Source organism: Sulfitobacter maritimus, from assembly GCF_013346665.1.
GTDB classification, from domain to species: Bacteria; Pseudomonadota; Alphaproteobacteria; order Rhodobacterales; family Rhodobacteraceae; genus Sulfitobacter; species Sulfitobacter maritimus.
The window spans coordinates 280798-301407 of the sequence record NZ_JABVBB010000038.1 but is presented as its reverse complement, the minus strand read 5'-3'; the positions used below and the strand labels follow the sequence as shown (position 1 = coordinate 301407).

Annotated in this window: 20 protein-coding genes; 15 read left to right on the top strand and 5 right to left on the bottom strand. The window is 60.9% G+C overall.

What is annotated here, in order from left to right:
- Nucleotides 1–173 precede the first annotated feature (173 nt).
- Genes HTT03_RS16270 through ectA form a run of 4 tightly spaced genes read right to left on the bottom strand, consistent with a single transcriptional unit; the run spans nt 174 to nt 3889 of the window.
- Entirely contained in the window at nt 174–1607 is a 1434-nt protein-coding gene (locus HTT03_RS16270) for an aspartate kinase (protein ID WP_174860834.1), read from the bottom strand.
- 5 nt (nt 1608–1612) lie between these two features.
- Nucleotides 1613–2005 (bottom strand): ectoine synthase, encoded by a 393-nt coding sequence (locus HTT03_RS16265; RefSeq protein WP_174860833.1) that lies wholly within the window; start codon nt 2003–2005, stop codon nt 1613–1615.
- A gap of 5 nt (nt 2006–2010) precedes the next feature.
- A complete protein-coding gene (ectB, locus tag HTT03_RS16260) occupies nt 2011–3303 on the bottom strand; it encodes a diaminobutyrate--2-oxoglutarate transaminase (RefSeq protein ID WP_174860832.1) in 1293 nt (430 codons plus the stop codon).
- A 52-nt stretch (nt 3304–3355) separates the two neighbouring features.
- Nucleotides 3356–3889: a diaminobutyrate acetyltransferase gene (gene ectA / locus HTT03_RS16255; RefSeq protein ID WP_174860831.1), complete on the bottom strand. Its 534-nt coding sequence runs from the start codon at nt 3887–3889 to the stop codon at nt 3356–3358.
- A gap of 234 nt (nt 3890–4123) precedes the next feature.
- Between ectA and HTT03_RS16250 the strand changes: the two genes are divergently transcribed.
- The gene (locus tag HTT03_RS16250; protein ID WP_174860830.1) at nt 4124–4624 is read left to right on the top strand and encodes a MarR family winged helix-turn-helix transcriptional regulator; all 501 of its coding nucleotides are present in this window, start codon (nt 4124–4126) and stop codon (nt 4622–4624) included.
- 91 nt (nt 4625–4715) lie between these two features.
- Nucleotides 4716–5897 carry a dual-specificity RNA methyltransferase RlmN gene (rlmN, locus tag HTT03_RS16245; protein WP_174860829.1) on the top strand — a complete coding sequence of 394 codons (1182 nt, stop codon included), beginning with the start codon at nt 4716–4718 and terminating at the stop codon, nt 5895–5897.
- Here rlmN and HTT03_RS16240 read toward each other — a convergent pair.
- Complete coding sequence (locus HTT03_RS16240; RefSeq protein ID WP_174860828.1) at nt 5894–7021, bottom strand: NAD(P)/FAD-dependent oxidoreductase; 1128 nt, start codon at nt 7019–7021, stop codon at nt 5894–5896. The genes rlmN and HTT03_RS16240 overlap by 4 nt on opposite strands.
- 237 nt (nt 7022–7258) lie before the next feature.
- Here HTT03_RS16240 and HTT03_RS16235 point away from each other — a divergent pair, with 237 nt between their 5' ends.
- The 13 genes from HTT03_RS16235 (at nt 7259) to HTT03_RS16175 (ending at nt 20595) form a co-directional block, all read left to right on the top strand.
- Nucleotides 7259–8746 (top strand): ABC transporter substrate-binding protein, encoded by a 1488-nt coding sequence (locus tag HTT03_RS16235; RefSeq protein WP_174860827.1) that lies wholly within the window; start codon nt 7259–7261, stop codon nt 8744–8746.
- Between the two features lie 50 nt (nt 8747–8796).
- Nucleotides 8797–9741 carry an ABC transporter permease subunit gene (locus tag HTT03_RS16230; protein ID WP_174860826.1) on the top strand — a complete coding sequence of 315 codons (945 nt, stop codon included), beginning with the start codon at nt 8797–8799 and terminating at the stop codon, nt 9739–9741.
- Complete coding sequence (locus HTT03_RS16225; RefSeq protein ID WP_174860825.1) at nt 9738–10556, top strand: ABC transporter permease; 819 nt, start codon at nt 9738–9740, stop codon at nt 10554–10556. The genes HTT03_RS16230 and HTT03_RS16225 overlap by 4 nt, the downstream gene beginning before the upstream one ends.
- Nucleotides 10553–11527: an ABC transporter ATP-binding protein gene (locus HTT03_RS16220; RefSeq protein WP_174860824.1), complete on the top strand. Its 975-nt coding sequence runs from the start codon at nt 10553–10555 to the stop codon at nt 11525–11527. The genes HTT03_RS16225 and HTT03_RS16220 overlap by 4 nt, the downstream gene beginning before the upstream one ends.
- Complete coding sequence (locus HTT03_RS16215; protein ID WP_174860823.1) at nt 11520–12308, top strand: ATP-binding cassette domain-containing protein; 789 nt, start codon at nt 11520–11522, stop codon at nt 12306–12308. Before HTT03_RS16220 ends, HTT03_RS16215 begins: the two co-directional genes overlap by 8 nt.
- A complete protein-coding gene (locus HTT03_RS16210) occupies nt 12305–13111 on the top strand; it encodes a metallophosphoesterase family protein (protein ID WP_174860822.1) in 807 nt (268 codons plus the stop codon). The genes HTT03_RS16215 and HTT03_RS16210 overlap by 4 nt, the downstream gene beginning before the upstream one ends.
- A 151-nt stretch (nt 13112–13262) precedes the next feature.
- Nucleotides 13263–13904 carry a helix-turn-helix domain-containing protein gene (locus HTT03_RS16205; protein ID WP_425506329.1) on the top strand — a complete coding sequence of 214 codons (642 nt, stop codon included), beginning with the start codon at nt 13263–13265 and terminating at the stop codon, nt 13902–13904.
- A 64-nt stretch (nt 13905–13968) separates the two neighbouring features.
- Nucleotides 13969–15561, top strand: a complete 1593-nt coding sequence (locus tag HTT03_RS16200; RefSeq protein ID WP_174860821.1) for an ABC transporter substrate-binding protein — start codon at nt 13969–13971, stop codon at nt 15559–15561.
- An 81-nt stretch (nt 15562–15642) separates the two neighbouring features.
- Complete coding sequence (locus HTT03_RS16195) at nt 15643–16752, top strand: M24 family metallopeptidase (protein WP_174860820.1); 1110 nt, start codon at nt 15643–15645, stop codon at nt 16750–16752.
- Nucleotides 16746–17753 carry an ABC transporter permease subunit gene (locus HTT03_RS16190; RefSeq protein ID WP_174860819.1) on the top strand — a complete coding sequence of 336 codons (1008 nt, stop codon included), beginning with the start codon at nt 16746–16748 and terminating at the stop codon, nt 17751–17753. The genes HTT03_RS16195 and HTT03_RS16190 overlap by 7 nt, the downstream gene beginning before the upstream one ends.
- Entirely contained in the window at nt 17753–18658 is a 906-nt protein-coding gene (locus tag HTT03_RS16185) for an ABC transporter permease subunit (protein ID WP_174860818.1), read from the top strand. The genes HTT03_RS16190 and HTT03_RS16185 overlap by 1 nt, the downstream gene beginning before the upstream one ends.
- A gap of 3 nt (nt 18659–18661) precedes the next feature.
- Nucleotides 18662–19639 carry an ABC transporter ATP-binding protein gene (locus HTT03_RS16180; protein ID WP_174860817.1) on the top strand — a complete coding sequence of 326 codons (978 nt, stop codon included), beginning with the start codon at nt 18662–18664 and terminating at the stop codon, nt 19637–19639.
- Nucleotides 19636–20595 carry an ABC transporter ATP-binding protein gene (locus HTT03_RS16175; RefSeq protein ID WP_174860816.1) on the top strand — a complete coding sequence of 320 codons (960 nt, stop codon included), beginning with the start codon at nt 19636–19638 and terminating at the stop codon, nt 20593–20595. Before HTT03_RS16180 ends, HTT03_RS16175 begins: the two co-directional genes overlap by 4 nt.
- Nucleotides 20596–20610 lie beyond the last annotated feature (15 nt).

The window sequence follows — 20610 nt, the reverse complement described above, 5'->3', positions numbered from 1 at the left end:
GTAGGCGATTTGGTGAGGCTGGGTGTGACATTGAGAAAGCACATCACGGTTGAGCCATAAAGCGGCAGCGACATGATGTTTGATCGCCGACCCGCGGGCAGGCGATGGCCCTGGGGCACAAAAAAATCGCGGCCCCGGGAGGGCCACGATTGAAGCATGTTCACTGAAGCTGTCTAGGCCGCGCGCGACAGCGGCGCAGCGGTCTCTTCAATAAAGGCACCATGCAGCGCCTTGATCACGGGCTGCAACGTCTCACGCTCAACGATAAACTGCACATCGACGTTGCGCGGCCCTTGGCTCGCACCGATCGCTGTCTGACCAGCCTCAGCAATCGCAACCAAACCACGTTGCAAGACCGACAGCCCGCTCAGATCGCGCCCGATGACCGACGCCATCGACAGCGTCCGCGTGGTGATTTCGGCGGCAGGATAGATCTCGGCCAGATCTTTCTCCACCCGGCGCATGGTTTTCAGCGAAGCATCCAGATAATGCGTGATCGTATTGGCGTTCGACACTTTGGACACGATGCGCACGTTATGGCGCGTCAACACGTCCAGAATCGCGGAATCGTAGCCCTTCACACCAACCATATCCTGCTCGAACAGCTCCAGCGTGACGATATCAAGACCGGTGACGATCTCTACCGCTGGCACTTCGGCCTGACGGTCGTCGATCAGCGTGCCGGGGTCTTCTGGCTCAAAGGCGTTGGTCACGCGCAGCGGCACATCGGCTTGGCGCAGGGTCTTAGCCGCCTTGGGGTGGATCGCCTCCATTCCCATATTCGATAGCTGGTCCGCCACGTCATAGTTCGTGCGGCCGATTTTCTTGACGGCATGTTCACCGACCAGTTTCGGGTCACAGGACGACAGGTGGAACTCCTTGTGAATGATCGCCTCACGCGCCCCCGTTAGGGCCGCCAGTTTGGAGAAAGTCACCTCGGAATAGCCCCGGTCAAACTCGCGCATCAGCCCTTCGGCGCATTGCGCGTAGCCGGTGACGATGGGCATTTCCGTATGCGGGTCGATACCCTCCATCGCCTGTGCAATGCGCTCGTCCAGCGTGACATTGCCCTCGTCGCGCCAACCCGACAGGTCCACGAAACGGGCGTTCACGCCAGCGCGTTGCAGCATGATCGTGGTGACGAAGGCGGAATGTGCCTCGCCCAGACCGGACAGCAACTCGCGGATTTGCAGCATGTGCTCGGACAGCCGGAAGTGGCCGTAGGCGCAGAGACGCTGCAGGTCGATCAGGCAGTTGCGGGCACCATGGGTGCGCTCGGACACAAAGGCGTCGGCCTGTTCGATGTCGCCGGGATGTTCCAGCACCTCGCGGTGCACGCGCTGCATCTCGGCCGAGACGCGGGTGAGCGCCTCGTGCCAGCCGTGGTCGTTGCTGGCATTGGCCAGATGGGCATAAACGCCCGGCTCGCCGGATTTCTTATGCTCCAGCAGCAGGTTCGTGATCCCGCCAAAGGCGGAGACCACGAAGACGCGCCCGTAGATGTCCGCGCCCTTACGGTCACCGACAAAGAGCGTATCTTTGAGTTGGTTCACGCGGGACATGGACGTCCCGCCGATTTTTTCGACAGTGTGGGACGGTTGAGTCATAAAACTTAAGCGACCTCCTCGGCAGGCGCATAGGAACCATCTTCGCGGTGCACTTCCTTGCCAGTAACCGGCGGGTTGAAGCAGCACGCCATGTGCAGTTCTTCCTCTGCGCGCAGGGTGTGTTTGTCGTTCAGGTTCAGGGCATACATCACGCCCGGTTTGATTTCATGCGTCTCGCCCGTGGCGAGATCGGTGATCGAGCCTTTGCCCTTCATGCAATAGACGCTCTCAAAGTGGTGCTTGTAGTGGAACGTGTGCTCCGACCCGGCCTCAAGAACGGTGATGTGGAAGGAAAACCCCATCCCGTCATCGGCCAAAAGCAAGCGTGTCGAGGTCCATTGCGCATCGCCAACGTGACGATCGGTGCCCTGAAGTTTGTTAAAATCGCGTACAATCATCGGTATTACTCCGCTGCCAGTTTCATATTGCCCGTCACATCGCGGGTCGCTTGAAGGAGGATATCAAACCCTTCGCGCATAACCTCTTCCGATGTGGTGAGCGGGGCAAGATATTTAACAATTTCATCATGTGCGCCCGATGTTTCGATCACGAGGCCCAATTCATAGGCACGCGCGCAGATCGCACCGGCCAGCTCGCCGGAGCCGACGTCGACACCCTGCATCAGGCCGCGGCCTTTCAGCGTGGCGCCCTCGACCAGATCGGCCACATCCTTAAGCGCTGTGGTCAGAACCACGGCTTTCTCGGCCAATGACTTTTCGAACTTGTCGTCGAACCAGAATTTCTCGATCGCAACGCGCGCGGTGACGAAGGCATGGGTGTTGCCACGGAAGGTGCCGTTGTGCTCGGCGGGCGACCAGATGTCATGCTCAGGCGCGATCAGCAGGGCCGCGAAGGGCAGGCCGAAACCGGAAAGCGATTTCGCTTGGGTGATCATGTCAGGCTTGATGCCGGAGGCTTCGAACGAGAAGAAGCTGCCCGAACGGCCACAGCCCGCCTGAATGTCGTCGATGATCAGCAATGCGCCATGCTTGCGGGCGATCTTTTCGATGCCCTGCATCCATGCGTCGGAAGCCGCGTTCAATCCGCCTTCGCCTTGGATCGGCTCAAAGATAAAGGCCGCAGGCGCGTCGATACCCGAGGACGGGTTCGACAGCATCGCGTCGATCATCTCCAGCGTGTCGACATTATCACCGAGCGATCCCTCGAAGGGCATATGCGTCACATCGGCCAGCGAGCCACCGCCCGCACCGCCGCGCTTGCCTTTGTTGCCGGTCAGCGCCAGCGCGCCCATGGTCATGCCGTGGAAGCCGTTGGTGAAGGAGATCACGTTCGTGCGGCCCGTCACCTTACGCGCCAGCTTGATCGCGGCTTCGACGGCATTGGTGCCGGTCGGGCCGGTCATCATCACCTTGTAATCCATGCCGCGCGGCTTGAGGATCTTCTCCTCATAGGCGCTCAGGAAGGCCGCCTTGGTCTCGCTGTGGAAGTCGAGGCCGTGGGCGATGCCATCAGCGGTGATATGCTCCACCAGCGCCTCTTTCATGTCGGCATCATTGTGGCCGTAGTTCAACGAGGAGCAGCCGGCGAGGAAGTCGATGTAGCGGTTGCCGTCTGCGTCGAACATCTCAGACCCGCTGGCGCGGGTGAAAACGGCGTTCATGCCACGGCAATAGGAGCGCGCTTCGCTCTCGCGGCGGGTAAAGATCGTTGTGTTCTGTGCCATGTCTTTAGGCATAGGAATTCCTTTCTCTTCTAGAGAGTCTGTCGTGTGAATTGTCAGCTGCGGATTACGCGGCGCGTTTGAGCGCAGCAGTCTCGGGCAGCGTGATCGTCACCATATGTTCGGTGTCATGCGCGCCCTCGAAATGGGCGTCTTTGGTAAAGTGGGGCGCATCGGAAAGATCGCCGCCGACGTGGTTCGCAAAGCTGCGGAACAGCCCCCAAGACGCGTCATTGTCGCGGGTGATTGTGGTTTTGAGGGTCTTGGCATCCTCGGTCTCATCCCGGTTCACCAGTTCCATCAGCATGGTTTTACCCAAGCCAAGGCCACGGGCCTTGGGGCTGACGGCGACTTGCCAGACAAAGAAAGCGTCTTGGGCAGGGATCATATGGCCGGAGATCCAGCCAACGATGTCACCGTCCAATTCAGCCACGACACAAGTGTCGCGGAAATGGTCGGCTTGGATCAGGTTCGCATAGAGCGAGTTCTCGTCGAGCGGCTTACAGTCGCGAATCAACCGCCAGATGGCGGCTCCGTCCTCGGCATTGGGCTTGCGCAGCTTGGGTGTGCGGGCTTTTTTCATGTCGAGTTCATTCTGCATCCGTTCGGGGCTCCCTGATTGTTTCGATAAGCTAAGTAAGGCATGCGCCGATATACTTCAACATTCAAAGCAAATTAACTCGAAATGCGCTTATAGCGTGGTTTGAGGGTCATAGAACTGTGCATATTTGTTTCGTTTTCCGAATGAGTTTTGAGGGTTTCGCTTAGCTATACTAAGCGATCAGGGCGGTTTTGACCGATTGCTGAGAATGGCTCCAATGTGCAATGATGCACCATGACGCAGAAACATCCCGACCGTGTCGACGAAAGTCTGATCGCCTTGCGCCGCATTTTGCGGGCCACCGAGCTTTATGCCCGCGATCTGGCGCAGGCGGCTGGGGTGACCCCGGCGCAGCTGCGCGTTTTGCAGATCGTGGGAGAGAAGAAAGACCCGACAGCCAAGACCCTCGCAACTCAGATGGGGGTGAGCCAAGCAACGGTGACCGCGCTGGTTGATAAGCTGGTGGCGCGGGGTTTGGTTACGCGGCTAACCTCGTCCCAAGATCGGCGGCAGACCAATATCACCCTGACCCATGAGGGCGAGGCGGTGCTTGAAGAAGCCCCTGATGCCTTGCAACAGCGCTATGTCCGCGCCTTTGCCGATCTGGCCGATTGGGAGCAGGCGCAGTTGGTGTCTTCGCTGGAGCGTGTGGCCGCGATGCTTAACGTCGATAGTCTGGATGCCGCGCCGGTCTTGGCGACGGGTGAATTGCGGACGAGTAAAAAGGGTTACTAGCGCTGCGCGGGGCTGCCCCTTGCGGCAAACCCTTTTGCAAATCGCGCCATTCCCTATATAGAGACCCATCCCTAGCCAGTGAGTCTTTGCAATGTCCGCTTCCGCGCCCATCACCCAAGACGTGATGACACTCCCCCGTAAGTTGCCCGAGGGGCCGATCAACCTTGTCGGTCTGACCCGTGACGCCATGCGCGATGCGCTGATTGCCAATGGCACGCCAGAGAAGCAGGCGAAGATGCGGGTGGGGCAGATTTGGCAGTGGATTTACCAGTGGGGCGTGCGCGACTTTGATGCGATGACCAACCTCGCCAAAGCCTACCGCGCTGAATTGGCAGAGAAATTTGTGATCGAAGTGCCAGAGGTCGTGACCCGCAAGGTCAGCGAAGATGGCACGCGTAAGTACCTCGTGCGCATCGCGGGCGGCCATGAGGTTGAGGTCGTCTATATCCCCGAAGAGGGGCGTGGCACGCTCTGTGTCTCCAGCCAAGTCGGCTGCACGCTGACCTGTTCCTTCTGCCATACCGGCACGCAGAAACTGGTGCGCAACCTCACCGCCGGAGAGATCATCGGTCAGGTCATGGTGGCGCGGGACGATCTGGGCGAATGGCCCGAAATCGGCGCGCCCAAGGACGAAACGCGGCTTTTGAGCAATATCGTGCTGATGGGCATGGGCGAGCCGCTGTATAATTTTGAGAACGTGCGCGACGCGATGAAGATCGCGATGGATGCCGAAGGTATCCAACTGTCGCGTCGTCGGATTACGCTATCGACTTCGGGCGTGGTGCCGGAAATCCACCGCACCGCCGCCGAAATCGGCTGTCAGTTGGCCGTTTCTTTCCATGCCACCACCGACGAGGTGCGCAACAAGCTGGTGCCAATCAACAAGCGTTGGAACATCGAAGCGTTGCTGGACGCGCTGAAGGCCTATCCCAAGGTCAGCAACTCCGAGCGGATCACCTTTGAATATGTGATGTTGAAGGATGTGAACGACAGCGACGAAGACGCGCATCGTTTGGTCAAACTGATCGAAGGCATCCCGGCCAAGATCAACCTGATCCCCTTCAACGAATGGCCCGGTTCGCCCTATGAGCGGTCGTCCAACAACCGCATCCGCGCCTTTGCCGATATCATCTACAAGGCCGGCTATGCCTCTCCGATCCGCACGCCGCGTGGCGAAGACATCATGGCCGCCTGCGGTCAGTTGAAATCGGCCACGGAACGCGCCCGCAAGTCGCGCAAGCAGATCGAAGCCGAAGCCGGGATGGGCGGCTAAGCCAACCCGGCGCGGCTGCGTGCCAGTGCCTCGACGGTAACTCCCTCGGCGGCAATGTCGCCGGGGATGTCTTCGCCCCGCAGCAAAGCAGCGGCGGTTCGGGCGAGCGCTGGCGCGGTTTGGATGCCATAGCCGCCTTGCCCGGCGAGCCAGAAGAATCCCTCCCCCTCTGGATCATACCCCGCCGCCGGGTCGCCATCCGGCACAAAGCTGCGCAACCCGGCCCAGCGGCTTTCGATCCGCCTAAGGTTGATGTTGAAGGCGGTTTCGATCCGGTCGATACAAATCGCCACGTCCAACTCCTCCGGCTGTGCATCGCAGGGCGGGGAGGGGGTGGCGTCTGCCGGTGAGATCAGCAGCTTCCCCGCGTCAGCCTTGAGATAAAACTGCTCGTCGATGTCCACCACCATCGGCCAGCGGTCCGGTACCATGCCGTCAGGCGGAGCCACGGTCAGCGCGGTGCGGCGTTTGGGGGTGAGGCCAACAGGCGTAAGACCGGCGAGCTTTGCGATCACATCCGCCCAAGCGCCTGCCGCATTGACGATGACCGGCGCGTGGAACTGGCCCTGCGGGGTCTCGACCTGCCAATCGCCCGCTTTGCGCAGCGACAGCACCTCGGCCTTGGTTTGCAAAACCCCACCCGCCGCGCGGAAGGTTTTGAGGTAATGCTGATGCAGCCCGTTTACATCAATATCCGCTGCCGATGCATCGCGCAGGCCGCCGGTGGCATAGCCCTTGCGCAGCAGCGGCACGAGGGTTTCAATCTCTGCCCCCGTCAGCGGGGTGACATGGGCGCCGAGTTCCTCGGCCGTGCGCCTAAGCGATGTTTGTTGATCCTGCCGCGCAAGAAACACCGCACCGCGGGGTTCCAGCAGCGGATGATCCAAATAGGGGCTGGCGGGGTCGTTAAAAAAGGCGGCAGAAGCGCGGGAGAGGGCGCGGATCACCTTCGGCCCATAGGCCACTGTGAACAGCGCAGCAGAACGGCCCGTGGTGTGATAGCCCGGCTGGCTTTCGCGCTCCAGCAGCAGCACCCGGCGGTCTGTGGACAGTTCAGCCGCGACGGAAGCACCCGCGATGCCCGCACCGATGACAATGCAATCGAAATTGGTGGAGTTGTTCATAACCGGCCCCCTTTGCGCGGAAGCTAGCACCGCCTGCCGCCGTGCAAAAGGGCCGAACCGCAGGCTGTCCCGGCGCCCGAAGCCATCCGGCGAAACCCGCCAGAGTGTTGCAATTGCGTGAAGTTTTTCCGCCGCGCCGCAAACCCGTTGACCAAATGCCCCCGCCCGACGCAATCTATTGCAAAGGGGCGCTCAGCCAAGCGGTTTGATTGCTCCTGCCAACAGGAGTGCTGCCCCATGTCCCATCTGCCCCTCACCAAAACCCTTCCTGCCCTGACGCTGGCCTTTGGCCTTATGGCTTCCGCCTCTGCCGCGGCCGAACTTGTCGTTGGCATGCAGCAGGAGCCGACCTCGCTTGACCCGACAGCAGATGCGACGGCTTCCATCGACAGTATGATGACGCAAAACGTCTTTGAATCGCTGACCACTGTGGCCGAGAATGGCGAAGTGCAGCCCAACCTCGCGACCAGTTGGGAGGTATCCGAAGATGGGCTGACCTATACGTTCCATCTGGCCGAGGGCGTGACCTTTCACGATGGCAGCGTGTTGGATGCGGAGGATGTAATCTTCTCCTTCGACCGTGCCATGGCCGAGGAGAGCGTGAATCCCTCCAAGGATATATTCGAGCCCATCGAGAGCGTCAAAGCGGTGGACCCACAAACGGTTGAGATCACGCTTTCGGGCAAGGATGCCTTCTTTCTCTTCAACATGGGGCAGGGCGATAGCGCCATCGTCGCTTCTGAGAGTGCCGACACCAACAACGCCAATCCCATCGGCTCCGGCCCCTTTAAGTTTGACAGTTGGACACGGGGCGACCGTCTGACCTTGGTCAAGAACCCCGATCACCGCGATGCCGCTGAGGTGGCGCTGGACAAGGTGGTCTTCCGCTTCATCTCTGATCCCGCTGCCGCGACGGCGGCTATGATGGCCGAAGAGCTTGACGCCTTCCCCGGTTTCCCCGCGCCGGAACTGCTGCCGCAGTTCGAAGCCGACCCGCGCTTCCGCGTGAATGTCGGCTCGACCGAAGGCGAAGTGATCCTCGCCATGAACAACGCCAAGCCGCCCTTTGACAACGTCGAGGTGCGTCGCGCTGTGGCCACGGCCATTGACCGCGATGAGATCATCGAAGGCGCGATGTATGGCCAAGCCGTGCCGATCGGCAGCTTCTACCCGCCCCACGGCACCGCCTATGTCGACCTGACCGAAGCCTATCCGCACGACAGCGAGAAGGCCAAAACGATGTTCGAGGAAGCGGGCGTGGCTGGCGAAACGATGACCCTGCGCGTGCCGCCCTTCCCCTATGCCACCCGTTCCGCTGAGATCATCCAGAACCAGCTTTCAGAGGCCGGGATTGATGCCAAGGTCGAGAATGTCGAATGGGGCTTCTGGATCGATGAGGTCTATAAGAAGAAGAACTACGACATGACGATCATCGCCCATACCAGCCCTAACGATATGGGCAATTTCGCGCGTGGGCCGGATTACTTTTACGGCTATGACAATGCCGAAATGACCGCTCTTTGGGAGCAGATCACGACAGAGGTCGACCCGGCCAAGCGCGACGAACTGCTCAAACAGGGTCAGCAGATGCTGTCAGATCAATCGGTCCATGCCTTCCTGTTCCAATTGCCGCTGCTGGGAGTGTTCCGCGAGGGGGTTGAGGGCTATTGGTCCTCTTCGCCGGTGCTCTACATGCCGCTCAAGGGCGTAAGCGTCGCAAACTGACCTAAACCGGCTGCGGTGTTACGCGCGCCGCAGCCATTGGACCTGACCCCGTGGCCTATTTCCTCTTCCGCCGCACGCTTGGTTTCGTGCTGACCCTGCTGGCCGTGTCTGTCGTGGTCTTTGCTGTGATGAACGTGCTGCCGGGCGATCCAGCGCTGACGATCCTCGGAATGGATGCCTCCGACGATGCGCTGGCTGCCTTGCGGGAGCAACTGGGGCTGAACGCGCCGCTGGTGACGCGCTATTTTTCATGGGTCTGGAATGCCCTGCAAGGAGATTTCGGCCTAAGCCATTCCTTTCGCGTGCCGGTGTCTGAACTGATCGCCGAACGGCTGCCGATGACCATTTCGCTCGCTGTTGCGGGGATGTTGGTGACACTGGTGCTGGCGCTGAGCCTTGGTATCACCGCCGCCGCACAACATCGGCGGGCGGGCGATTGGGGGGTGATGTTTCTCAGCCAATTGGGCATTGCCGTCCCGGCCTTTTGGCTTTCGATCCTGCTGGTGATGCTCTTTGCCGTCAAACTGCGTTGGCTGCCGCCGGGGGGCTTTGCGGGCTGGTCTGATCCTGTCGCGGCGATCCGGTCCCTCATCCTGCCCACGGTGGCGCTGGCGCTGGTGCAATCGGCGGTGCTGGCGCGGGTCACGCGGTCTTCAGCGTTGGAGGTCATGCGCCAGGATTTTGTGCGTACCGCGCGGGCCAGCGGCTTGTCGCAGCGGCGTGTGCTGTGGCGACATGTGCTGCCGAATGCGCTGGTGCCGATTGTGACCATTGTCGGGATGCAATTCGCGGCGCTGGTGACGGGGACCATCGTGATCGAGAATGTGTTTTACCTGCCGGGCCTTGGACGGCTGATCTTTCAGTCTATCGCGAACCGCGATTTGCCCACCGTCCAAGCGCTGGTGATGCTCTTCGCCGCCATCGTGGTGACAGCGAACTTCGTGGTCGATCTGCTCTATGTCGTGATCGACCCCCGGCTAAAGGCGCGGACATGAGGCGGCTTCCGGCAAATTTCCTGCTCGGTGCAGTGCTGGTCAGTCTTGTGGTGGGCATCGCGGCCCTGTCGCTTGTTTGGACGCCCCATGATCCGCAAACCATGTCGATCCCGACCAAATTCGCGTCGCCTTCGGCGATCCATTGGCTTGGCACCGACCAGTTAGGCCGCGATGTGGTGGCGCAGCTTATGGCAGCTGCGCGTAATTCGATGACCGTGGCGCTGGTGGCGGTGCTCTTGGGCGGCAGCATCGGCGTGGCGCTAGGACTACTCGCTTCGGCCTTGGGCGGTTGGGTTGAGGACGGGGTGATGCGGCTGGCGGATCTCGGCTTTGCTTTCCCCGCGCTCTTGTTCGCGATCATGTTGGCGGCGGTCTTTGGCCCGTCGCTGACCAATGCAGTCTTGGCGATTTCCTTTATCAACATCCCGATTTTCGCCCGCGTCACCCGCGCTTCGGCCAACCAAATTTGGACCCGCGATTATGTCGCCGCCGCCCGCGCCGCGGGGCGCGGGCGCTTTGCGATCAGCCGCGACCATATCCTGCCGAATATCGCCGCCGCGATCATTGTGCAGGCGACGATTGAATTTGCCGTCGCGATCTTGGCCGAAGCGGCGCTGAGCTACCTCGGCCTCGGCGCGCAGCCGCCTGCGTCAAGCTGGGGACGAATGCTGTCGGAGGCGCAGACGTTGATGTATCTTGCCCCGCAACTGGCGATCTATCCCGGCCTGTGTATCGTCACGGCAGTGCTTGGGTTCGGGCTGCTCGGCGACGGGCTGCGTGACATCACCGACCCAAGATTGGCGCGGGCGCGATGATTGAGCTTGCCAATCTCTCGGCCCATTTCGGCGATGCTGCGGCCCTGCGGGATGTCACTCTGACCATCCAGCGCGGGGATCAACTGGGCATCGTCGGGGAAAGCGGCTCTGGCAAGACGTTGCTGGCGCTCTGTCTGATGGGCATGGCCTCCGACAGCGCGCATCTGACCGGGCGGCTGAGCATTGACGGGCGCGACATGGCCCGCGCGTCCGAGCGCGACTGGCAGCAACTGCGTAGTCGCCGGGTAGCGATGGTGTTTCAAGAACCGATGGCGGCGCTGAACCCATTGCGGCGGGTGGGCGATACGGTGATGGAGCCGATGCTGCTGCACGAGGGGCTCAGCCGTGGCGAGGCGAGGAAGCGAGCGCTGAGTCTCTTTGAAGAGGTGGGCATCCCAAACCCCGACCAACGCCTGCGCCAGTTCCCGCATGAGATGTCGGGCGGGCAGCGCCAGCGGGTGCTGATCGCGCTCGCCTTGGCCTGCAACCCCGCCCTGCTGATCGCGGATGAGCCGACCACGGCGCTGGATGCCAATGTGGCGTTGCGGATCACCGATCTGCTGCAAAGGCTGGCGCGAGAGCGGGAGATGGCGCTGGTTTTCATCAGCCATGACCTTGCTGCCGTGGCGCGGGCGACCGACGACATTGTGGTCATGTATGCGGGCGACATGGTAGAGCGCGGCCCGACGGCAGAGGTGCTGAACGCGCCTGCGCACCCCTACACCAAGGGGCTGTTGGGCGCGCGACCCGATCCGGGCGTGGCGGTGCGGGATGTAAAGGGGAAACGGCGCAGGTTGCCCACCATTCCGGGCGCCGTCCCGCCACTACATGCGCTGCCGCAAGGCTGCCGTTTTTCAGGGCGTTGCCCGGTCGAGTTGCCCTGTTGTGCGGCTCAGCGGCCTGTCTTTTCGCAGACTGATCAAGCCCGCGGTGCCGCCTGTCATCTGCTGACGGAGCGCCGCGATGACTGACGCGCCGCTCTTGGAGGTCCGCAACCTGACCCGCCGCTACAAGCTGCCGCGTCAAAGCCTGTTGCGCGCGCCGCCGGTGTTGACTGCGTTGGAGGGGGCTGCATTTTCGCTGTGTGCGGGAGAGACCTTGGGCGTGGTCGGCGAAAGTGGTTCGGGCAAATCGACCTTGGCGCGGCTTATCATGGCCTTTGAACGTCCGGACGAGGGCGAAGTGTTGTTTCAGAGGCGCGATCTCCACGGCTTGTCTTCGGGGGAATTGCGCCGACTGCGGCGTGGCTTTCAGATGGTGTTTCAAGACCCATTCGGCTCGCTCAACCCGCGCAGGCGGATTGGCTGGTCGATTGCAGAGCCGCTGCGCGCCAGTGGAGAAACCGAGCATCTTGGCTACCGCGTCGCCGAAGCGCTGACACAGGTCGGGCTACATTCCGCCGATGCTGGCAAATATCCGCATGAGTTCTCGGGCGGGCAGCGCCAGCGCATTGCCATTGCCCGCGCCATTATTACCCGCCCCGCGCTGCTGGTCGCGGATGAGGCGGTCTCGGCGCTGGATGTCTCGATACAGGCGCAAATCCTTAACCTTTTGATGGACCTGCAAGATGATTTGGGGCTTGGCATGGTCTTTATCAGCCATGACCTTGCGGTGGTGGGGTCGGTCTGTGACCGGGTGCTGGTGCTTCAGCACGGCAAAACGCTGGAGAGTGGTGCCGCCTTAGACGTGTTGCGCGCACCTAAGCACCCTTATACGAAAACCCTGCTGAAAGCCGCAGGAGTACGCCCATGACCCGCTTTGTCCATCTGACCGACCTGCATATCTCGCACCCCGATCTGAACGACCCGCATCTGCAAAGCGACACGCCCGCCACGCTGCGTCATGTGGTGGAGGTGATCAACGCGATGGAACCTCAGCCTGATTTCGTAGTTGCCAGTGGCGATCTGACCAATCAGGGCGACCGGGAAAGCTATGAGTTGGTGCGCGATATTCTTGCGCCACTGCAGGCGCCCTTGGTGATGGCGCTGGGCAATCACGACAAACGCACAGGGTTCAATGCGGTCTTTGCGCCCGGACTGGCAGATGCGCCTTATTTCCACGACGCGCCCTATGGAGGGCTGCATGTCATCACCCTCGACAGCAGCGTGCCGGGCAAGGTCGCCGGGGCTTTGAACGATGCGCAGTTCGCGTTTCTAGAGGCCGCCTTGGCGCGTCACTCTGAATTGGCGAAGCTCTTGGTCATCCACCACCCGCCGCGCCTTGACGCAGAGGCGTTGGCCTGGGGCAGTCTGGATACAGCGAGCACGGAGCGCTTGGCGGAGATGCTGAGTGGGCAGCGGGTTGCCGGAATCCTATCGGGTCATGTGCATGTGAACCGGGTGAGCCACTGGCACGGCATTCCGGTTGTGATCTCAAACGGGCTGCATTCCACCGTCGATCTGACCGAAACGCGCGATTTGCGTGTGGTCGAAGGGACTGGATTCGGGCTCTGTGAATGGCGTGAGAGCGGGTTGAGCGTTTCTTTTGCACCGCTCACGCCAGTAGCACGTGAACTGACGCGGATTGATCGGGCGCGCTTAAAGTCATTTGATTAGAATGGCATGTAGGGATTTCCCGCGTTGGCTTCTGAGCCGAGCGCGAGACCGCAAAAAAAATTATTGTTGACCCTCAACCTTTTTAATTTCACACAGCGATACATGAAAAGGCTATACCCGGTGTCAAATCGGGTCGCTGTTCACGGGGAGGGTGAATTTGCCAACTGCCAATGGCGATAGTGTTTCCACACTCGGTGCGCGTATGCGCAAGCAACGGCATCGTTTGTCCCTGACCTTACAGCAGTTGGGCGAAGCCTCTGGCGTGTCGGTCGGCTATCTTAGCCAAGTTGAGCGCGGTCGCGCGACACCATCGCTCGGCACCCTGTCGCAGATCGCAGTCGCCTTGCAGGTTGATGTCAGCTTTTTCATCCATACCCCCAAGACCCAAGACAGTCTGACCCGCGCGGATGAGCGTCCGCGCTTTGCCGTTTCAGGGTCGTCCATCGAATATGAGAAGATTGGCGCGGATTTTCCCGGCCATGAACTGTCGTCCTACATCATGAATGTACCGCCGGGCTATGCCTCGGAAGAGGTCGTGCATGAGGGCGAAGAGGTCATTTATATTCTTGAGGGTGAGATTGTGCAGGTCGTTGATGGGGGCGAGCATATCATGCGCCCCGGTGACAGCTTGCATTACCTCGGCAGCAGCCCGCATTCTTGGTCCAACAAGACAGACAGGCCTGCGCGGATGCTCTGGGTTGGGCGGATGCAGTACGATCTGGCCGCTGGCGCAAATAGAATACGTCCGAATGAGGGGGCTATTGCTACCGCATTCGCGTCGTCTCGCCCGTAAGGGCGTATCACCTGCGGCGGATACCCCGCTGCCAAAAAACAAACCAATCAGGAGAGAGAAAATTATGTCTTTTACAACGAAATTGGCCGCTGGCGCCATGTTGATGGCACTGGGTGCCACAGCAGCCTCGGCCCAGTCGCTGGTCTATTGCTCCGAAGGCTCGCCCGAGGGTTTTGATCCCGCGCTCTACACCGCCGGCACCACCTTCGATGCCTCCAGCCACCCGATCTACAACCGTCTGGCCGAGTTCAAAGTCGGCACGACCGAAGTCGTCCCCGGTCTCGCTGAAAGCTGGGAAGTCAGCGAAGACGGCAAGAAGGTTACCTTCAAGCTGCGTCAGGGCGTGAAATTCCACTCTAATGACCAGTTCACACCGACACGCGATTTCAACGCCGACGACGTGATCTTCAGCTTTGACCGTCAGGGCAACGAAGAGAACCCCTACAACAAGGTTTCCGGCGGCACATGGGAATACTTCGGTGCCATGTCGATGCCCGATCTCGTTGAAAGCATCGAAAAGGTCGACGATTACACTGTCGTCTTTAACCTGACCCGCCCCGAAGCGCCCTTCATCGCCAATATGGCCATGGATTTCGCCTCAATCGTGTCGAAAGAATATGCCGACGCAATGCTGGAAGCTGGCACACCTGAAATGGTGAACCAAGCGCCCATCGGCACCGGCCCGTTCAAGTTCCAAGCCTATCAGAAAGACGCGGTCATCCGTTACCTGCGTAACGACGAGTACTGGGGCGACCCGGCCAAGGTTGAAAGCCTGATCTTCGCGATCACGCCCGACGCCTCCGTGCGCTACCAAAAGGTGCAGGCGGGTGAGTGCCATGTCATGGCCTATCCGAACCCGGCCGATGTGCAGGCGATGAAAGACGCCGAAGACATCGTGGTGATGGAGCAAGAGGGCCTGAACGTGGGCTATCTGGCCTATAACACGCAGGTCGCGCCCTTCGACAACGCCAAGGTCCGCAAGGCGCTGAACATGGCGATCGACAAACAGGCGATCATCGACGTGGTGTTCCAAGGGTCCGGCGAAATCGCCAAGAACCCGCTGCCGCCGACCATGTGGTCCTACAACGACGCGATCGAAGACGACAACTACGATCCAGAAGCCGCCAAGGCGATGCTGGAAGAAGAAGGCGTCAGCGATCTGTCCATGAAGATCTGGGCGATGCCGGTTCAGCGTCCCTACAACCCCAACGCCCGCCGCATGGCGGAACTGATGCAAGAAGACTTCTCCAAAGTCGGCGTCGATGTTGAAATCGTCTCCTACGAATGGGGTGAGTATCTTGAGCGCTCCAAAGCCAAAGACCGTGACGGTGCCGTGCTGCTGGGTTGGACTGGTGACAACGGTGACCCAGACAACTTCCTCGCGGTTCTGCTGGGCTGTGACGGTGTCGAGAAATCCAACCGCGCCCAGTGGTGCAACGAGGAATTCGACGCGCTGATCCAGAAAGCCAAGGTTCTGCCGACCCAAGAAGAGCGCGAGCCGCTCTACAAGGAAGCGCAGGAAATCTTCAAGGACCAAGCGCCTTGGGCCACCATCGCGCATTCGGTTGTCTACATGACCATGCGCCCCGAAGTTGAAAACTATGTCGTACACCCGCTGGGTGGCCACATCTTCAACCAAGTTGGCCTGAAGCAGTAACCCTGCCTCTTTTGACAAAGGGGGCGGCATGACGTGCCGTCCCCATCTTTTTTCCACCTCCGAACGCCGGGAACCCCTCCATTGTCCAATTCACTGAACGACCGCCTGAAAACCTATGCAGATATTGCCACCGAGCTTGGTGCTGATGCTGTGGCGCTGGTGCCCGGCCCAAATTTCACCCGCGCTGTCGAACATGCTTTCATGAGCCACGAGCGCCCCTTTGTGTTGGTGATCCCCGCCCGTGGCCCTGCTGCCGCCTTGGTGCCGAACCTTGAATTGGGCAGCTGGGATTTGGTCGGCTTTGACGGGGCCGTTTTCGACTGGCGCGACCAGACTGGCTATGACGAGGCTTTCGCCGCGATGATGCAGCATTTGGGCATCACTTCGCTGGCTGTTGAGGGCCAAGTCATGCGGGTTTTCGTGCATCACGCGCTGAAGAAGGCGCAGCCTGATTTGAAGATCATCGACGCCGAGCGCGAGATTTCCGCGCCGCGCATGATCAAGACCGAGGCCGAGCTTGCCGTCATGCAAGAGGCGATCGACATTTCCGAACGCGCCCTGCGTGCCACGCTGGACTCTGTGAAGCTCGGCCAGACCGAGAAAGAGATCGAGCAGAAGCTGGTGCAGATGCTGTTCGCCGAAGGCGCGGATGATCTGGCCTTTGCCCCCATCGTTGCTGCGGGCGACGGCTCTGCCCGGCCCCATGCCAAGGCGCGTAGCGACTACCACGTGAAAGCAGGCGATGCGCTGCTCTTTGATTTTGGCGCCCGCAAGAACGGTTTCGCCGCCGATATCACCCGCACCGTCTTCCTCAGCCATGTCAGCGATGAGGGGCGCGAGGTCTACGACACTGTGCTGCGTGCCAACCTCGCTGGGCTGGAGGCCACCCGCGCCGGCGTCACCGCGCATGAGATCGACGACGTGGTGACCGGCGTGCTCGAAGCCTCTCCTTTCGCGGATCGCATCCGTACCAAGACCGGCCACGGTCTGGGCCGCGATGTGCATGAAGCGCCTTACATTATGCGTGGAAACCACATGAGTTTACCCGCCGGAACCGTGTACACCAACGAACCCGGACTTTATGAGATCGGCAACTTTGGGGTGCGCATCGAAGATGACGTGCTGATCACCGAAGATGGCTACAAAACCCTGACCAACTTTCCGAAGGAACTGATGGTGCTCCCGTGCTGAAATATGTCCTGTCGCGGCTCGCGACCTTCATCCCGACCTTTATCGGCGTCACGCTGATTTCATTCGCCTTTATTCGCGTGCTGCCGGGCGACCCGATCGTCGTCATGGCCGGCGAGCGTGGCATCACCGAAGAACGCTATGCCCAGCTTCAGCAACAGTTCGGCTTTGACCGTCCGATCTATGTGCAGTTCTGGGACTACTTTACCGGGGTGCTTCAGGGCGATCTGGGCAATTCCTTTGTCACCAAGAAACCGGTCTGGGACGAGTTCTTCTCGCTCTTCCCCGCCACGCTGGAACTGTCGATCTGCGCGATGATCTTTGCGGTGGCCTTGGGCCTGCCCGCGGGGGTGATTGCTGCCGTGAACCGGGGCAAGTTCTTTGACCGGGCGCTGATGTCCACCGCTTTGGTGGGCTATTCAATGCCGATCTTCTGGTGGGCGCTGCTCTTGATCATCGTCTTTTCCGGCAACCTTGGCTGGACGCCCGTCTCGGGGCGGATTGATCTGCTCTATTACTTCCCCAATGCCACCGGCTTCATGCTGATCGACAGTCTCGCCTCCGGGCAGGACGGCGCCTTCCTCTCGGCTCTGCGGCACCTTTTGTTGCCGACCATTGTGCTGGGGACCATTCCGCTGGCGGTGATCGCGCGCCAGACCCGCTCGGCCATGCTGGAAGTCTTGGGCGAGGACTACATTCGTACTGCCCGCGCGAAGGGCATGTCCTCGGGCCGGATCAACGGCATCCACGCCCTGCGCAACGCGCTTATCCCCGTCATCACCGTGATCGGCCTCTCGGTTGGCACACTGCTGGCGGGCGCCATTCTGACCGAGACGATCTTTAGCTGGCCAGGCATCGGCAAGTGGATGGTCGACAGCATCTTCCGCCGTGACTACCCGGTGGTTCAGGGTGGTCTCTTGCTCATCGCCGTCATGGTCATGGTCGTGAACCTTACCGTCGACATGCTCTACGGCATCATCAACCCCAAAATCAGGAAACGCTAATGGACGACGCACTCTCTGCCGAAGCCGAAATGGTGCACGACCGCCCCGGACGTTTGCGCGAATTCTGGTTCTATTTCCGCGAAAACCGCGGCGCCGTGATTGGTCTCTGGATCTTTGCTGTCTTCGCCTTTCTGGCAATCTTTGGCCCCTGGATCGCGCCGCATGACGCCACCCAACAGTTCCGCGCTGCGACCCTGCAGCCGCCGGTCTGGCAGGAGGGCGGCACTTGGAGCCACATCCTCGGCACCGATCCCTTGGGCCGTGACATGCTTTCGCGCCTGATCGTCGGTGCGCGCTACTCCTTCTTTGTTGGTATCGTCGTGGTGTCCATCGCCGCCTCTGGCGGGATCATCGTCGGCCTGATTTCAGGCTTCGCGCCCAAGTGGCTCGACACGATCATCATGCGGATTATGGACATCATCCTTGCCTTCCCCTCGCTGTTGCTGGCGTTGGTGCTGGTGGCGATCCTTGGGCCAAGCCTCACCAATGCGATGATCGCCATCGCCATCGTGCTTCAGCCGCATTACGTCCGTCTGACACGTGCGAGCGTGATTTCCGAGCGGCAGAAAGACTATGTCACCTCGGCCCGCGTTGTCGGTGCTGGCACACTGCGCTTGATGGTCGTGACCGTGCTGCCGAACTGCCTTGCACCGATCATCGTGCAGGCGGCGCTGTCCTTTTCCACCGCCATCCTTGATGCGGCGGCACTGGGCTTCCTCGGCATGGGCGCGCAGCCGCCTACACCGGAATGGGGCACCATGCTGGCCGAAGCGCGTGAGTTCATTCTACGCGCATGGTGGGTCGTGACCTTCCCCGGTCTTGCGATCCTCGTCACCGTGCTGGCGATTAACCTGATGGGGGACGGTCTGCGCGACGCCCTCGATCCGAAACTGAAGCGGAGCTGATTGATGTCTCTATTGCGTATCCGCAACCTCTCGGTCGACTTCGCCACCGCCTCGGGCAAGTTCCGCGCGGTGGATTCGGTTGACCAAGACGTCGACACCGGCGAAATCCTCGCCATTGTCGGCGAAAGTGGCTCCGGTAAATCGGTATCGATGTTGGCGCTGATGGGCCTGCTGCCTTGGACCGCCACCGTCACCGCCGATGAGCTGACCTTTGATGGCCATGACCTGCTGACCATGGACAAACGTGCCCGGCGCAAGATCGTCGGCAATGATCTAGCGATGATCTTCCAAGAGCCGATGTCCTCGCTCAACCCCTGTTTCCCGGTGGGCTGGCAGATCAAGGAATCGCTGCGCTTTCACCTCGGCATGAACCGGGCCGAGCGGCACAAGCGGGCGATTGAACTCTTTGAGCAGGTGGGCATCCCTGACCCGGAAAAGCGCCTCTCGGTCTTCCCGCATCAGATGTCGGGCGGGATGAACCAGCGCGTGATGATCGCCATGGCGATTGCCTGCAAGCCGAAGCTGCTGATCGCGGACGAGCCGACCACTGCGCTCGACGTGACCATTCAGGCGCAGATCCTCGATCTGCTGACCTCGCTGCGTGATGAGACGGGCATGGGGCTGGTGCTGATCACCCATGACATGGGCGTGGTGGCCGAAACCGCCGAGCGCGTCTCGGTGCAATATGCGGGTCAGAAGATCGAAGAGCAGCAGGTGCTGCCGCTGTTCCGCAGCCCGCACCATCCCTATACGGCGGCGTTGTTGGACGCGCTGCCGGAACGCGCCACCGAAAAGCGTCTGCCGACGATCCCCGGCGTGGTGCCGGGCCAGTTCGACCGGCCCGCCGGGTGCCTGTTCTCGCCGCGTTGCAAGTTCGCCAACGACAAATGCCGCGCCGAGAACCCGCCGCCCTTGGGCGAAGACCTTGGCAAGGCCCGCTGTTTCTATCCGCTCAACACCGATGAAAGGGTCGCGTCATGACTGCCCCCGTAATGACCGCCGACGCGCTGCAGCGTCACTATCAGGTTGGTGGCGGCTTCCTGCGCAAGACCCAGACGCTCAAGGCCGTTGCCGGTCTGGACTTTGAATTGCACCCCGGCAAGACGTTGGCCGTGGTGGGCGAAAGCGGCTGCGGCAAGTCCACGCTGGCGCGTATGGTCACGATGATCGAAGAGCCGACCTCCGGGTCGCTCACGCTCGACGGCAAGCCGGTCCGGCCCGAAGATTGGGCCGACCTGCGCCAGCATGTGCAGATCGTGTTCCAAGACCCCTATGGCTCGCTTAACCCGCGCCAGCAGATCGGAACGATCCTGCAAGAGCCGCTGGTCATTAACCGCAAGGATATGTCCAAGAAAGAGCGCGAGGAGAAGGCGCGCGAGATGTTGCGCCTTGTCGGTCTGCGGCCCGAGCATTACGACCGCTACCCGCATATGTTCTCGGGCGGTCAACGCCAGCGGATCGCGGTGGCCCGGGCGCTGATGCTCGACCCCAAGGTGCTGGTGCTGGACGAGCCGGTCTCGGCCTTGGACCTGTCGATCCAGTCGGCGATCCTGAACCTCTTGGTCGATCTGCAGGAGAAGATGGATCTGGCTTATCTCTTCATCAGCCATGACCTGTCGGTCGTGCGTCACGTCGCCGATGACGTGATCGTCATGTACCTCGGCCGCGCGGTCGAGAAGGGGCCGAAGGACGAGGTTTTCGACAACCCGCGCCATCCCTATACGGCAGCCCTTCTGTCGGCCACGCCGCGGGCCGACCCCGAGGGCGGCAAGGAGCGGATCAAGCTGCAGGGCGAGTTGCCCTCGCCGCTGGCGATCCCCGAGGGCTGCCCCTTCGCGCCGCGCTGTTGGAAAGTGCAGGATGTTTGCCGCAAGGAGCGCCCCCCGTTGGAGGGCGCACCGCATCCGGCGGCTTGCTACTTCCCCGTCGACGAATGAGGCGGGCGCGGGTGG